General features: G+C 31.0%; 12 protein-coding genes. 3 read left to right on the top strand and 9 right to left on the bottom strand.

Annotated features, from left to right (window positions below):
* Positions 1-6: 6 nt before the first annotated feature.
* From V9L05_RS14460 to V9L05_RS14470, 3 genes are all read right to left on the bottom strand, one after another.
* A complete protein-coding gene (locus tag V9L05_RS14460) occupies positions 7-765 on the bottom strand; it encodes a hypothetical protein (RefSeq protein ID WP_338812580.1) in 759 nt (252 codons plus the stop codon).
* A 19-nt stretch (positions 766-784) separates the two neighbouring features.
* Complete coding sequence (gene mcrC, locus V9L05_RS14465) at positions 785-1,846, bottom strand: 5-methylcytosine-specific restriction endonuclease system specificity protein McrC (RefSeq protein WP_338812581.1); 1,062 nt, start codon at positions 1,844-1,846, stop codon at positions 785-787.
* Between the two features lie 71 nt (positions 1,847-1,917).
* Positions 1,918-4,500 carry an AAA family ATPase gene (locus V9L05_RS14470; protein WP_338812582.1) on the bottom strand — a complete coding sequence of 861 codons (2,583 nt, stop codon included), beginning with the start codon at positions 4,498-4,500 and terminating at the stop codon, positions 1,918-1,920.
* A 136-nt stretch (positions 4,501-4,636) separates the two neighbouring features.
* Between V9L05_RS14470 and V9L05_RS14475 the strand changes: the two genes are divergently transcribed.
* Positions 4,637-5,530, top strand: a complete 894-nt coding sequence (locus V9L05_RS14475; protein WP_338812583.1) for an N-acetylglucosamine kinase — start codon at positions 4,637-4,639, stop codon at positions 5,528-5,530.
* Positions 5,531-5,694: 164 nt separating this feature from the next.
* Here the strand turns inward: V9L05_RS14475 and V9L05_RS14480 are convergent, their stop codons facing one another.
* The gene (locus V9L05_RS14480; RefSeq protein ID WP_338812584.1) at positions 5,695-7,428 is read right to left on the bottom strand and encodes an amidohydrolase; all 1,734 of its coding nucleotides are present in this window, start codon (positions 7,426-7,428) and stop codon (positions 5,695-5,697) included.
* A 254-nt stretch (positions 7,429-7,682) separates the two neighbouring features.
* On the opposite strand from V9L05_RS14480, the gene rsmI reads away from it, so the two are divergent.
* Together rsmI and V9L05_RS14490 are read left to right on the top strand one after the other, a co-directional pair.
* Positions 7,683-8,417 (top strand): 16S rRNA (cytidine(1402)-2'-O)-methyltransferase, encoded by a 735-nt coding sequence (gene rsmI, locus V9L05_RS14485; RefSeq protein WP_338792519.1) that lies wholly within the window; start codon positions 7,683-7,685, stop codon positions 8,415-8,417.
* 45 nt (positions 8,418-8,462) lie between these two features.
* Positions 8,463-9,350 (top strand): alpha/beta hydrolase-fold protein, encoded by an 888-nt coding sequence (locus V9L05_RS14490; protein WP_338812585.1) that lies wholly within the window; start codon positions 8,463-8,465, stop codon positions 9,348-9,350.
* A 63-nt stretch (positions 9,351-9,413) separates the two neighbouring features.
* Here V9L05_RS14490 and V9L05_RS14495 read toward each other — a convergent pair whose 3' ends face one another.
* The 5 genes from V9L05_RS14495 to V9L05_RS14515 all read right to left on the bottom strand — a co-directional run bounded on the left by V9L05_RS14495 (position 9,414) and on the right by V9L05_RS14515 (position 15,390).
* Positions 9,414-10,106 carry a type 1 glutamine amidotransferase domain-containing protein gene (locus tag V9L05_RS14495; RefSeq protein WP_338812586.1) on the bottom strand — a complete coding sequence of 231 codons (693 nt, stop codon included), beginning with the start codon at positions 10,104-10,106 and terminating at the stop codon, positions 9,414-9,416.
* Between the two features lie 116 nt (positions 10,107-10,222).
* Positions 10,223-10,783 (bottom strand): Crp/Fnr family transcriptional regulator, encoded by a 561-nt coding sequence (locus V9L05_RS14500; protein ID WP_338812587.1) that lies wholly within the window; start codon positions 10,781-10,783, stop codon positions 10,223-10,225.
* Positions 10,784-10,923: 140 nt separating this feature from the next.
* The gene (locus V9L05_RS14505) at positions 10,924-11,703 is read right to left on the bottom strand and encodes an arylamine N-acetyltransferase (protein ID WP_338792515.1); all 780 of its coding nucleotides are present in this window, start codon (positions 11,701-11,703) and stop codon (positions 10,924-10,926) included.
* Positions 11,704-12,026: 323 nt separating this feature from the next.
* Positions 12,027-13,868, bottom strand: coding sequence for a glutamine--fructose-6-phosphate transaminase (isomerizing) (gene glmS, locus V9L05_RS14510; protein WP_338792514.1), 1,842 nt, complete (start codon positions 13,866-13,868; stop codon positions 12,027-12,029).
* A gap of 154 nt (positions 13,869-14,022) precedes the next feature.
* On the bottom strand, positions 14,023-15,390 hold the full coding sequence (locus tag V9L05_RS14515) for a hypothetical protein (RefSeq protein WP_338812588.1): 1,368 nt from the start codon (positions 15,388-15,390) through the stop codon (positions 14,023-14,025).
* Between the last annotated feature and the right edge of the window lie 117 nt (positions 15,391-15,507).

Genomic DNA, 15,507 nt, shown 5'->3' on the forward strand with positions numbered 1-15,507 from the left:
TATTTCCTAACAACCCATTGGCAAATTTATCAATATAAAATAATTCGTTTTGCTTCCATCTTTATCTGTTACAACAATTTTAAAATTAAATCGATTAATCATAACAGAACAAGGATAATCATTTGCATTTTTACAATTTTTAGCTCGTTCTGTAAATTTATTTTCTTCGCCTCCATATTCAATACTAACAGCTTCTAAAATCTGTTTTGTACTTACTTTCGGAAATAATTCAGACTCCTTTTTAGAATATTCTTTAGAAATAAATGAATTCTTTTTTACACTTAATTTCTGCCATTCTGAGTTAAAATGCTTCCAGTTCAATAAATCAAGATGCGCTCCTTCATCAGAAACCCCTAAACTAGTTTGGTAACTCTCAAATACTTCTACATTTGCAATAGAAGAATCTTTTTGAATAATTTCAAATGATTTATTTTCAAAATTTTCTCCAAGTCCTGAATTAATTTTAATAGAATCTTTATAAAATTTTTCAAACTCTTCTCTTCCGTTTTCAATATCAGAAGAAACAAATTTGATATTTAATTTCTCAAACTTTACAATAAAAATAGAATCCTTTTCAATTCTTTTTTTAATCTTTTTCTTTTGTAGATTTACCTGTTTTTGATTTATTTCAACAAAATTATTTCTTGTTTCTTGATTCTTACTATTACTTATCTGGATTGCATCTGTATTAGATTGAGTTTCTTTTTCAGAACTACAGGATATGAAAAATAATAAAATTAGTAAGGCAAATAATGTAATTTTCATTTTAGATTTCTAGTTATAATCAAACTTCGATAATTTCCTTCAAACGTTTTTCAATTTCTCTCCAATCAGCATTCAAATTTAGTGTTTTTATTTGGATTTGATGATTTTTGAATTGATAACTCAAGTTATATTCTTTTTCTATGGTTGGGTAAATCAAAATCCCTTTTGCATTTTGTGTCCTTTCGCTTCCGTCCTCTTGATTGAGCAAGTAACTGAATAATTGATATAAATTAGTGGATTGTATTTTGTCTTTGCCATAATTTTTCTTCATTGTTTCTTGATAGTATTTGGCATCAATAATTATTTTTTCGGTTTCATTTTCTAGCGAAATATCTGTTTCCATTCTTGGTAAATACGTGTCGCTTTCCAAATCATTTTCAAAATCCCATTTTATGATTTCTTTTTTTACAGTTATAAATTTTGTTTGTTCAATTTTATAAAAATTTCGTATAAATGCTTCAAAAAGCTGATTCATTTTCCGTTCATCTCTTGTAAAATCTGAAAATATATAACTTCCTTTATCCCTTTTCTCATTATCTTTTTCACTTTCAGAAGGCAATGTATTTTCAAAAATAATGTAACAAACATTCATTACAAAACCATAAAAACGGTTATTTCTATGAATCTTGACTTGAGAGAAAAGAGAGTTTTTGAGTTCAATCTTTTCTATCGTTTGGGGAAGTTTTTTTTGCAAGAAAATGAGTTCTGTTTTCAGTTTTCTATCTACATTCTTTGTCTTGATGAGCCGTTGAATAGTTGAAAGAAGAATTTGATTTTGAAGAATATTAAACGAAAAATCATCAAAACTACAAAGCGTTTTTTGTCTTGATAAAAGATTTTGTTTGAGTGTCTGACTGACTTGTAACTTTCCTTTTACAGCATTTATTTCCTGTACATTTTCGATATAATCTCTATCAATTCCACGCTTTAAAAGCACTTTTGTAGCAGTAATCAATACTTTTGCAAACAAATCTAAAAGCTCGGTTTTGTCATCTATCGAAACGTTGATGCGCTGACTTTCATCTAGTTTGTTCCACGCATAACAAAGTAGATAATAAATGTTTTTTATTGGGATTGCCATAGAGAATTACGAATTAAAAATTACGAATTACGAAATGAATTTCATTTTAACTAGCTCTAGCTATTAAATCATTAGTTAATCCATAAAATCTTCATCATTTCCCTTACCTTTTCACTATCATCAAACCAAATTTCTTCTAAAAGAGGTTGTATTTCAAATTGAATTACTTGATTAAACCATTCTTTTTCTTCCATTTTATCTTTTTCATAATCACAAAAATAACTGTGTCCAATCTGAAAACCTTCGCCCAAATTTATATCTTTAGCTATCTCTTGATTTACTTTTTGAATAGAATTCGAAATATGATTTATAAGAGTTTGTGAAATCTCTTTTTGAGAAAGAAAGTTTTTAAAATTTTCTCCAAAGTCAGGTTTCAAACTCACAAAAGCAAAACGCCTTCTGAGCGCATAATCCACCATAGCCAGCGAACGGTCAGCCGTATTCATCGTACCAATAAGATAGAGATTTTTAGGAATATAAAAACGGTCTTCTTCCTCTTCGGAATAAGTGAGTTTTAACGAAAATTTTTCATCTCTTTTGTCGGCTTCGATGAGCATCATGAGTTCGCCAAAAATTTTACTCAAATTTCCTCTATTTATTTCATCGATAATAAAGAAAAAATGACGTTCGGGATGTGCTAATGCCTTCTTACAAAAATCATAAAAAACACCATTTTGCACTTCAAAACCTCCTGTTTTAGTAGGTCGCAAGCCTTGTATAAAATCTTCATAAGAATACGATTGATGAAACTGTACCATTTCGATATTGAGATTATTGGTTTGTCCCATAATCTGATAGGCAAGTTTGCGAGCAATAAACGTTTTGCCTACTCCTGCTGCACCTTGAAGAATGATATTTTTCTTTCTTTTCAGAATTTCTACAGTTTGAAGGAATTGCTCTTCGCTTATGAAGGGTTTGTCTTTGTCTTCTGAGAAATTATAGGCTTCATTTTTATTTTCTAGCTTTATTTCTTCTTGTAATTGTCCTGCTGTTACTTCTTGATTTTTATTCTTTAAATATTTTGCTTGAACTGTTTTGAATAAAGTTAGTATTTCTTTATCTGTAAGTTGTTTGTTTTTACCTAAATCAGTTAATGTCCAAACACCATGTTTTTCACTTGAAAGATAACCACCTTCTCTTAAATAATTTCTTGCCCAAGCTATATTGTTTTTTACTTTAGGCTGCCCACTTTTTAGTTTTTTTTCCAACTCTTGTAAAGGAATTTCCATATTTTGAATTACTTGATTTACAATATCTGATGATTTGCCTTCTCCTCCATTATTATTAAGAGCTTTAAGCAGTGGATTTATAAATCTCAGAAATCTAGCTCCTTTATTTTTTTTATTTTTCGTAGGTTCAGCAGTATTAATTTTTATTTCTGAATACTTAGTTTGATTTAATTCTTCTACAATATCTATTTCAATAGGAAGGTTATACTCTTCAAAAGTTGATGCAAGTGTTGGATATTTTCTTATATACTCTTCTAAAATCAGTTTGTATTTTCTAGTTGGGCTGAAAGAATCATTTCGAAATAAACGAGTTGTGTTGGTGTTATTCTGATGATTATATACTTCATTAGTTATCCATTTTACGTTTCTGTGTAGTATATTAGGATTACTAAACATCATTCCTTTAGTTTTATCAAGTATTTCACTTTCAATAATTCCTATTCCTAGACATGTATTTACTCCTCTAGCTGCAAATACAATATCTCCTATTTTAGCTGTTTGAAATAGCCATAAATTCCACCTTTTATTATGAGTTTTTTCATCAAACCTACTTTTATCATTCATTATTTCACCAAGAGAATCATAATTAGGAAGCTCTTCTCCCAAAAACTCATAATTCATACTTATATAGCCTTGGCGATAATACTTCCACTCTTCATTAGTTTTAACAGCAAACTTGAAATAATTTCTATCTTTATCATTTAATTTTACAATTTCATTTTTTAATTCAGTCAAGCATTCAACAACTTCGTTATAAGAGGATATAGGCTTTAAATTATTTTTATGAGGTTTTTTTAAATCACTTCCTGTCATTTTTCCTGCTTGTGGTTTGGCTTTGAACTCCACAAAAAATTGATACGCATCTTTATGCGATTCTTTTGTGATAGGATACAGACCAAGCCAACAAAAATCACTTCCAAAATTAGCTGAACCTTGAAAATCTACGGCATGAAATTTATAATCTTTTACATTAAGTTTAGCTAGTAAATCTTTTGCAATCTGCTCTAAGTAATTCTGCACATTTTCTTTTACAGTTTGACGATAAAAGAAGCAATGAAAGACCGTCCAAGCATTTTGCCAGTTTGCAAAAATATCACGTTTTGCAAATCCATAATTTTCCATTTCTAACACAAAATTCTCCTTATAACTACTAAAATAGGTTTTATCCTTATTTCGTATTTTCTCCTTTATCACTTCAACCAATTCTTGATTTACTTTTTTTCCTTCCAAAAGCAAACGAGCAACTTCTGCACGAAGCAGAGTTACAGGTTGAAAGCTGCGTTCTGGATCTGCATATTCTTTATGAATATCTTCTAATTCATTTGCAGATAAATTATTGAGAGCCAAAAACAAGGCATCAGAATCCTCTTTGTAATTATGATATTCTTTGGCAAGATTTACAATATAGTCAAACTGTTTCTGCATAAGCGTACTTTTGTAGCGTACCTTTTAAGGTGCGAAAATGTACCGTACACTTTAGTGTACGAAAAGGTTTTATAGTATAATTTATCTAAATTTGATGCTATAAACTTACAAAAAATAGTAAAACGAAACCCAAAAAATGATTCTTTACGCAGATAGTGGCTCAACCAAAACAGACTGGGCATTAAAAACCGAAGATGGAAAAATACTGACTTGGAAAAGTGGAGGTTGGAATCCTTACTTTCTTTCTACACAGCAAATGATAGAAGAAGGCAAGGATTTTATCAATACATCTTATCTTGAACATCAAAATGAATCTCATCAAGATTCTGAGGGTTATTTGGAAGAACATTTATATAAAGTAACTCAAATTCAGTTTTATGGTGCTGGTTGTTCGACAGAAGAAAATAGACAAATTGTTTATGCTGCTCTCAAAACGCTTTTTCCACAAGCTAAAAAAATAGAAGTTGCTCACGATCTTTTGGGAGCTGCTCATTCAGCTTATAATGATTCAGAAAATCAAAAAGGCATTGTTCTTATTTTGGGAACAGGCTCAAATGCATGTCTTTACAATGGAAATAAAATAACTCAGGAACTCACAAATTTAGGCTTTTGGTTGGGAGATGAAGGAAGTGGAGGTTTTTTAGGGAAAAAATTAGTCATTGATTTTTTGTATAACCGTTTGTCTAAAGAAATTCATTATTTGTTTTATCAAAAGTATAAATTAAATAGAGAAATAGTTTTGAAAAGAGCCTATCAAGAACCAAAACCAAATGAGTTTTTTGCTTCTTTTGTTCCTTTTCTTTACAAATATAAAGATGATTCTTTTGTGCGAAACTTAATAGCTACTACTTTTGACGAATTTTTGAATAGGATAGAAGAAGAATTTAAAGATTTGAATCTCAATTTTTATGCTGTGGGTTCAGTAGCTTATTTTTTTGAAGAGATTTTGAAAGAACGAATTGCTAAGCGCAAAGGAAATTTAGTAAGAGTCGTTAAAAGTCCGATTGAAGGATTGGTAGGGAAAAGTTAGAATTTATTATACTCAAATGTATTGAGATTTGGAAAAACTAAACTTATCAGTATATTTCAAAAAATAAAAGAAACTAAGAAATTACAAAGCCTTTTAAATCAATTCAAAACTGATTTAAAAGGCTATTTTTATGCTCTAAATTATAAATTTATCTATAAGCTAATTTAGTTACTAATATAAACCATTTCGCCATTTACATAGGTCTGCAAAACATGTGTATTTCGTAAAAGTCTGTTATCTGTTTTCATAATATCGGTATCAATAAGGATAAAATCAGCAAATTTACCAGCTTCAATACTTCCTTTTTCATTTTCCTCAAAAGCTGCATGAGCTGCCCAAATTGTCATGGCTTTCAATGCTACTTCACGAGTAACAGCATTTTCTATTTGAAAACCTTCTTTTGGATTTCCCAAACCATCTTGTCTTGCAACGGCTGCATGAAAAGTAGCAAATGGATTGACAGCCTCTATTGGAAAATCTGTTCCAAAAGCAATCCTATTATTTTGTTCATAAAGCTCACGATATGCATAGGCATGACCCATACGAACTCTTCCTAAACGAGTTTCTACCCAAGGCATATCCGAAATAGCATGTGTAGGCTGAACAGAAGGAATAATTTTGAATTTCTTGAATTTTTTTAAATCGTCATGATGAACTACTTGAGCATGTTCGATACGCCAACGCAAATCTTTATTTTTGTTTTCTTCTGTTCCCAAAAATTCGCCATATAAATCTAAAAATATACGATTTGCCGAATCTCCAATACAATGTGTATTGACTTGAAAGCCTTTATCAGCAAATTTTTTGATTAATTGTCTATATTCGTCTGTACTTCTCCACATTGCACCATACATAGATGCACTATCTGAATAGGCTTCCAACATTGCAGCACCATACGAACCCAACGTTCCATCAGCAAAAAGTTTTAAAGCACCTGCATGCAAACGATCTGTTTTGATAGTTCCTTTATCTAAAAAATAGTCTTGATTTTCTTCTGTGGGGTCAATCATTGCATAGATACGCAGTTTTAGAGACTTTTCTCTGTGCATGCTATCTAAAAGCTCAAACATTTTCTTATCCATAAGTGCATCTCCTACCGAAGTTACACCATTCTGAAAACAAACTTTTTCAGCTCCTTGAAAGGCTCTTTTCATTTCTTCCTCTGTCAATGGAGGCATTTTATCAGTTGCTAAGTTTATGGCTGTTTCGTACAAAAGTCCGTTTAGTCCTTTTAATCCTTGTTCTTTATTGAGCTTTCCTTTTTCGCCCTTGGTTTCATAAACTCCTAAAGTTCCCCCTTTTGGTATTTTGGAATATTGATTGATATGAGCTTCTGATAATGCTTTCTGATTGACTAAAGCGACATGTTCATCTATTCGTTTCAAAAAAACAGGAATGTCTGGAAAAGCCTCATCTAATTTTTCTTTTGTAGGTAAAATAGCAGGACTCCAATTGTTTTGATTCCATCCATAGCCTTTTATCCATTTTTTATTTGGATTTGCTTCTCTATATTGTTGTAAAATAGTAATTACTTCTTCTACTGATTTGGCTTTGCTTACGTCTGCTTCTTCTAGTTTTTGTCCGAGCCAATACAAATGAGCATGTGCATCAATAATACCTGGGAGGATATAGTTTTTTTGAGCATCAACAATTCTTGCACTTGTATATTTTTTTAAAATTTCTCTACTTTTACCTATTTCTACAAATTTTCCATCACGGATAGCAAAGGCTTCTTGCTGCGAAAAAGTGCTATCAACAGTATAAACTTTTGCATTATGAACAATTAAATCAACGGCTTCTTTAGAAGAACAAGATGAGAGCGTACTAGACATAACTATAAAAAGGACTAAAACGAAAAGATTAGAAAAAAAAGATAATTGAAGTAAAGGTAGTTTCATAATTTGATTTTTCTTTGAAAATAGAACGAGAAACTAAATGAAAACTAAATAAAATTTTATTTAACTTAGATAAGCATCAAAATTAGTTAATTTTAATCGTTTCTCTTTCTTTTTTTAAACTTGAATATGCTTTTTAGCAAAAGCAATATCTTTTGACTCTACTAAATTTTAGTTTCTTACCAAATGAGTATAGATTTTTATTTGATTTCTAAATTCTGCCTTCATACTTCTAACTTTATTTCTACCTTTGTGATATGGAAAATACAGAAAAAAATATAGAAAATCAGACTTCGCTTTACCTTGTTCCGACACCAATCGGAAATTTGGCAGATATTACACTCAGAGCCTTAGAAACACTCAAAAAAGTAGATTTAATTTTAGCAGAAGATACACGCAAGACAGGTGTTTTGTTAAAACATTATGAGATAAAACAACCTTTACAGAGTTATCATGCTCATAATGAACATCATACTGTTCAGAAATGGATAGAACAAATGCAACAAGGAAGTGTTTTTGCGCTTGTTTCAGATGCAGGAACGCCAGCCATTTCTGACCCTGGATTTTTGCTTGTTCGTGAAGCCTTGAAAGCAAATCTAAATATAGAATGTTTGACAGGTGCAACGGCTTTTGTACCTGCTCTTGTAAAATCAGGACTGCCAAGTGAGCGTTTTTGTTTTGAAGGATTTTTGCCACACAAAAAAGGAAGAAAAACTCATTTGGATGCTCTAGCAGAAGAAAAACGAACTTTTATTTTATACGAATCTCCTCACCGACTTATCAAAACACTTACACAACTTGCCGAAGTTTGTGGAACTGATAGAAATGCGTCTGTTTCTCGTGAACTTACAAAAGTGTATGAAGAAACCAAGAATGGAACTTTAGAAGAAATAATAAGTTATTTTTCTAATGAAGGAACAATAAAAGGCGAATTTGTAATTGTGGTAGAAGGACAGACCAAACCAAGTAAATCGGTTATGATTAAAAAGTAACACTTTTTGTATACTCAAGATTTTTAACTTTATCAATCAACTAAAATGAAAAAGCACAGTTTATCATTAATTTTTATCCTAATCACTCAATTTATAATTTCTCAATCTTTTGCGCAAGAAAAACAAGTATTTCCTTTTGGTGTAATTGAAGAAATTGAATCAAAAGAACTATCAGAAAAAAGAACTCTGAATATTTATTTACCACAAGGTTATCATCCAGATTCAGCAATCGTTTATCCAGTTATTTATGTGCTTGATGGTTCTCAATATGAGGATTTTCCACACATTGCAGGATTAACTCAGTTTATGAATATGTATGAAATTTTGCCTAAATCTATTGTAGTCGGAATTTCAAATTTAGGAAAATCAAGATATAGAGATTTTACGTATCCAAGTGATGACAAACAGGACTTGAAAGCAATTCCAAATAATGGAGGTTCTGAAAAATTTATAGCCTATTTAGAAAACGAAGTGATGCCTTTAATAGAAAAAAACTACAAAACAGATTCTCATAAAACTATTATTGGACAATCGTTAGGAGGACTTTTAGCAACAGAAATTCTATTCAAAAAACCTTATTTGTTTGATGATTACATAATTGTAAGTCCGTCGCTTTGGTGGGATAATCAAAAAATGGTTAAAGATTCAAATTCTTTTCTGAAAAATCTATCAAAAAATATTGCTGAAAATAAAGCAGAAAATACAAAGTATAAAAAACGAATTTTTGTTTCTTTAGGCGAAGAGCATCCTACTATGCACAAAGTGGCTGATAAGCTGGTTGATTCAATTAAGAAACTAGAGGAAACTAAAAATGGAACAATTACCCTTTTTTATGAACCAATTTTAGACCAAAATCATGCTACTATTTTACATTTAGCTGTTTATAAAGCCTTTGAAAAGTTTTATAAGAAAGAAGAAGAAAAAAAGAAATAAGTGGTATAAAAAAAGGAATTTCAAACTAGCTTTGAAATTCCTTTTAATTGATTCTTTATAAATCTAAGAATACAATTTTGTGTATAATTTTTCAGCTACTAAGTTAGAAGATTGTGGATTCTGACCAGTAATTAAAAGTCCGTCTTCGATAGCAAATTCTGACCAATCGCCAGCTTTTTCATAATGTGCTCCTTTTTCTTTCATCATATCTTCAACTAGGAAAGGAACTACATTTGTAAGTTGCACAGCTTCTTCTTCTGTGTTTGAAAAACCTGTTACTTTTTTTCCTTTTACTAATGGCTCACCCTCTGTATTTTTTACATGTTTAAGAGCAGCAGGAGCATGACATACAAGACCTAAAGGCTTATTTTTTGCATAAAATGACTCTAACAAACTAATAGATTGAGCATCTTCTGCCAAATCCCAAAGAGGGCCATGACCACCAGGATAAAATACAGCATCATATTTTTCTTGATTTACGTCAGAAAGTTTAGCTGTGTTAGCGATTGCATTTTTAGTTTTTTCGTCTTCAAAATATCGTTTTGTAGCTTCCGTTTGAAAATCAGGCTCATTGCTTTTTGGGTCTATTGGTGCTTGTCCTCCTTTTGGAGTTACAATATCTACATTTATACCTTTATCCACTAAATAGTAATAAGGTGCTGCAAATTCTTCAATCCAAAAACCTGTTTTTTCTCCTGTGTTTCCTAATTCGTCGTGAGAGGTAAGGACAAATAATATATTTTTTGTGTTGCTCATTTTGATAGTATTTTTTTGGTTACTCTAATTTATTTGATACAAAGGTCAGATAATTAGTAGCCTTTACAAAGGATGTATGTCACCAAATTAGTGTGATGTATGTCACTTATAATCTACTATAATCGACTCAGTGTTTCTCTTGATACACCAAGAAAAGAAGCAATATATTTTTTAGGAACTCGCTGAATTAGCTCTGGATAACTTTCGGTAAGACTTTCATAGCGTTCTTTGGCAGAATCTTTAATGAGAGAAAGAATTCTGTTTTGTAGAGCTGCATGTCCTGTTTTTGTCTTTTTTGACCAAAAACGCTCCATCTTAGGGTTATTAATACTGATTTCTTCTTTTTGCTGATAGGATATAGCAAGCAAATGGCAATCTTCAAGACAATCAATATTTAGCTTTGCTTTTTCTTGATGAAGAAAAGCGTTATAATCTGTAATCCACCAGTTTTCCATGGCAAATTGAATAATATGTTCTTTGCCACCTTCATCAAAAACTGAGGATTTGAGACAACCTTTTATTACAAAAAACTCAAAATTTACATCGTTTCCTGCTTCAATAATAAATTGATGTTTTTTGCGATATATAGGCTTGAAATAGTTTATAATATCTTGAAAGTCTTCTTCTTCTAAATCAACTATTTCATTAATATGATGGTATAAAGGATGTTGGTTCATTGAATCAAAAAGCTAAACAGATTTGTAAAATAGAGTTTGTAAATTCTAAGGTAAACTATTTTGTCTACATCTTCTATAGTTTTGATTTCTTCAAACAAAAAAAAGGAATTCCAAATCTAGTTTGAAATTCCTTTTATATACTAACAGACTTTTTCTTCCAAAATATGTATATCAAATTCTTCTTTCAAAATTTGGTAAAATTCTTCATCATTTTGTATTGTACGTTCTTGTTTCTCTGCGCCCATTGTTTTGATAAATTTATTATTGAACAAGGTGATTCTTCCTTGTTCTGTGGGAATCGTACAAATTTTATTTTTCACAAAATAAGACTCTTCTGAATATTGTTTGAAGTCTATTTGCTCATAAAATTCTTCAATCTTTCTAGGAGTTGTATCAAGGGCATAGATTTTTTTGAATTTATAGCCCTTTTTAGATTCTGATAAAATATAATTAGATTCGCTCAATTGATTTATTTTGTAAATTGAATCTCTTTCTTTATAAACATAATTATCAATTTTTGAAGGGATTTTCATAGGTTCTGTAAAAAGATTTCCAAATCCTACGTCTAAAAGCCACTTTTCTTCTAGCTGCACAATTATAGCTAAATGGTCAAATTCTACTCCTAATTTTTCTCTCTTTTCATATATTCTTGCTGAGATAATCTGAACATCAAATCCAAGTTCTTTGAGAAGGTTATAAAACAAAAAATTGAGTTCATAACAAAAACCACCTCTTTTTTCTACAACTATTTTTTGATACAAAGAAGCTATATCAATACGTAGAGGTTTCTTTAAATGTATATCCAAATCTTCAAAAGGAATTGCAAAGACATGTTTTTTGTGTAGCTCGTTTAGCGTTTGTAGGTTGTTTTGTGGGGTTTGCCGATAATCTATTCGACGTAGATAATTGTCTAACTTCATTTCTTAATTATTTGTGTGTTTATTGGTTGTTGTTGCTATTGAAAATAACTTGTTTGTTTTTAACTAGTTAGTCTTAAGTAAACTTCTTTTTCTTCGATTTTTACTATTAAAAAGCTAGTGTAAAAGTAATCAAATTCTATATGTTATTTCAATTCTATAACTTACTTTAAGGAAATAAAAAATCCATTCAAGATTTATATTTTCTCAAACTGCCTTTAGCTTGACATCCTGATTAAGACACAATTTCAAAAATAAAAAACTCTTTCATTATTTCTAATAAAAGAGTTCTTGTTTGAATTTTACTTTATAATGGATAATTTTATTTATTCCACGGTAACGGATTTAGCCAAATTTCTAGGCTGATCAACATTACAACCACGCATCAAAGCAACATGGTACGATAAAAGTTGAAGAGGAATAACTGAAACTAAAGGCATAAATGCATCATGTGTACTTGGTACTTCGATAACATAATCCACCTTTTTTGGAATAGCAGCATCTCCTTCTGTCACAACAGCAATTACTTTTCCTCGTCTTGCTTTTACTTCTTCGATATTTGATAAAATTTTATCATACGAGTTATCACGAGTTGCAATTACCACTACTGGCATTTCTTCATCAATGAGAGCAATAGGGCCATGCTTCATTTCGGCAGCAGGATAACCTTCTGCGTGTATATAAGATATTTCCTTGAGTTTTAAAGCTCCTTCTAAAGCAACTGGGAAATTATATCCACGTCCTAAATATAAGAAATTACGAGCATTGACAAAGTCTTTTGCTATTTTTTCTATTTGCGTATTTAGTTTTAGAGCTTGTTCTACTTTTTGAGGAATACGTTCTAATTGACGTAAAAGGTCTTTTAATTGATTTTCAGAAAGTGTTTTTCTTTCTTTAGCAAGCATAAGTCCAAGAAGAGCCAAAACGGTTACTTGTCCTGTAAATGCTTTTGTACTAGCCACACCTATTTCAGGTCCTGCATGAATATATGCGCCTTCGTGGGTTGCTCGTGCAATAGAAGAACCAACTACATTACAGACTCCAAAAATAATTGCTCCTCTACTTTTTGCTAATTCAATCGCTGCTAGTGTATCAGCTGTTTCTCCTGATTGTGAAATAGCAATCATTACATCACCCTCTTCTATGATTGGATTTCTATAACGAAATTCAGAAGCATATTCTACTTCAACAGGAATACGTGCAAATTCTTCAATGATATATTCAGCCACTAAACCAGCATGCCATGAAGTTCCACAGGCTACAATGACAATACGTTTTGCATTAACAAGATTATCTAAATATTTATGAATTCCACCCAAATTTACGTGTCCGTTGGCTGCAATAAGCCTTCCACGAAGAGCGTCACGAATAGATTTTGGTTGTTCAAAAATTTCTTTTAACATAAAATAGTCATAACCCCCTTTTTCGATAGATTCTAATTCCATATCCAAAGTATGAATATAAGGAGTGGTTGGAATATCTTCAATGTTTCTGATAGTAAGTGAGTCATTTGTCAGAAGTGCTATTTCGCCATCATTTAGATAAACTACTTCTTTTGTATATTCTATAATAGGAGTAGCATCAGAAGCAATAAAAAACTCATCTTGGTCTTTTCCAATTCCGATAACCAAAGGACTTCCTTTTCGTGCTGCAATCAGTTGATGAGGACTATCTTCTGACATAATAATAATGGCATACGCTCCTACCACTTTATGAAGAGCCAAACGAACGGCTTCTTCTAAGCTACATTTGTGTTGGTCTTGAATTTCTTCGATAAAATGAATAAATACTTCTGAATCTGTGTCTGATTTGAAAGTATGTCCTTTATTGATTAAATCTTGTTTTAAGACGGAATAGTTTTCGATAATTCCGTTATGAATAATTGCCAACCGACTAGAACCTGAATAATGAGGGTGTGCATTGACATCATTAGGTTCTCCATGAGTTGCCCAACGAGTATGTCCAATTCCTACTTTGCCTTCTTTACTCTTATTTTGTATAAAACTTTCTAGTTCGGCTACTTTTCCTTTTTTCTTATAAATATTGATACCAGAATCCATTAATGCTACTCCAGAGCTATCATAACCACGATACTCTAATCTTTTTAATCCTTTTATAAGGATGGGATACGCTTCACGTTGTCCGATATAACCTACAATTCCACACATAAATTCGTATTTTTTAATGATTTAGTGAGTTCTTTGAAAAATTTAAACTCTTTACTATTAGCAAATTACAGAATAATTTTAATTCACTTTTGATTTGAAAAGAGATTTATAAAAAAATAAGTATTTCTCATTTTATTTCCTCTCTTTTTACCTTTTATTCTGCAATGCTATAATACATACGTAATCTGATAGCAGGAAGGTTATTAGTATTCTTTTGAGTAGAAAAAATAAGTCTATTTAGACTAATATTATTTTCAGAAGGTTGTATAATCAAACCATCACTATCCACAATTAACCCTTTTGCTAGTTGATTGATATAACTTGTAATCGTCGCATAACTATATGATTTTCCTTGTATAGAATAGCCCATAGTAAGTCCTGTATTACCTCCTGATTCAGCTGGCAAAAACTCAATTGCACCAGTTGAAGTGTAATAAAAACCATCTCCATCTCCAAATAAAAACAAAAGCTGGTTTGGTGCTGTAATAGTAGAACTCATGGCAGTTTCTAACGTAGGAATATCTAATTCAACACGCTGAATAACCATACTTTGCCTATTTACAAAGTCACTTAAATAAGGGAATTCTAATTTTACACCAATTCCTGTTCCTGCTTGTATGGCAGCAAGGTTGTTTGTGTTTTCAGAAGAAACAAAATTTTGTGTAGTTAAAGGTGCTAAAGCCGAATTAGATAAATCACTTTCTATATTTGAAAAGCTCACAGGCATATCAAATTTGTAAGAAGATGAAACGGTATCACTTGGGTAATGAAAATATAAAGTAAGGTTGGTAGCAGGTGCTAGTGGATTTATTCCTATGATGGACGTATTAGGAGAAGTGTTTCTAAAGGCAAGCCCTTTGGAAAAAAGTTGGAATAAAGAGTCATTTGCAAATTTATTTTCTACTCCATAATTAAACAATCTTCTTCCAAGTGTCTCTGAAAGAGAAACTCGCAATACTTTATTACTATCTAAAGCATTGGGATAAACAGCACTGCCTACAACTGCATTTGAAGTTTGAAGTGTATCAAACTGATAATAATTTTTACTTTCAAAAAGCTCTGAAACTTCATATAATTGTATTGTACTTTGTCCTGTTGTATCTCCGTATACATAATTTGTTTGGAAAAAACCAACTAATGAATCATAAATTGCTACTTCTCCTGCATCATTTTTTAGGTCTTCTGTAAGTGTGGTAAGTCCAATGTTTCCAAAACCTTGTGCTGAATATCTACCTACATATTCATCAGACAATGAACCCATCAAAAGGCGAGAGTTTCCAGTTCTGCTAGTTGTATTTACACTATCACTTTGAAAAACTTTTACGTTTACTGTTAGTGTATCTGTATAAAAAGTATTTATAAATTGCTCTTCTCCAATATCAATCGGCTCAGGTTCTTTCTCACAACTGGTCAAAGTGATAAAGAAAAATAGAGAAATGATACCAAAGAAAGAAGAACGAATCAAAGGAAGTTTTTTTGAGGATATTATCAAAAGGCGAGATAAAAAATTATTCTTTTTCATTAAATTAAATTTATGACAACTGTTTTAGTGGTTTTTGAAGCTAGATGAAAACAGTACGAATTAACTGTCTTACTTTGTTGCAAAGAAGGCTTTAGAAATACCCTTTTTTGAAATGCT

Origin of the sequence: Bernardetia sp. Wsw4-3y2 (assembly GCF_037126295.1) — a bacterium.
Taxonomy (GTDB): domain Bacteria; phylum Bacteroidota; class Bacteroidia; order Cytophagales; family Bernardetiaceae; genus Bernardetia.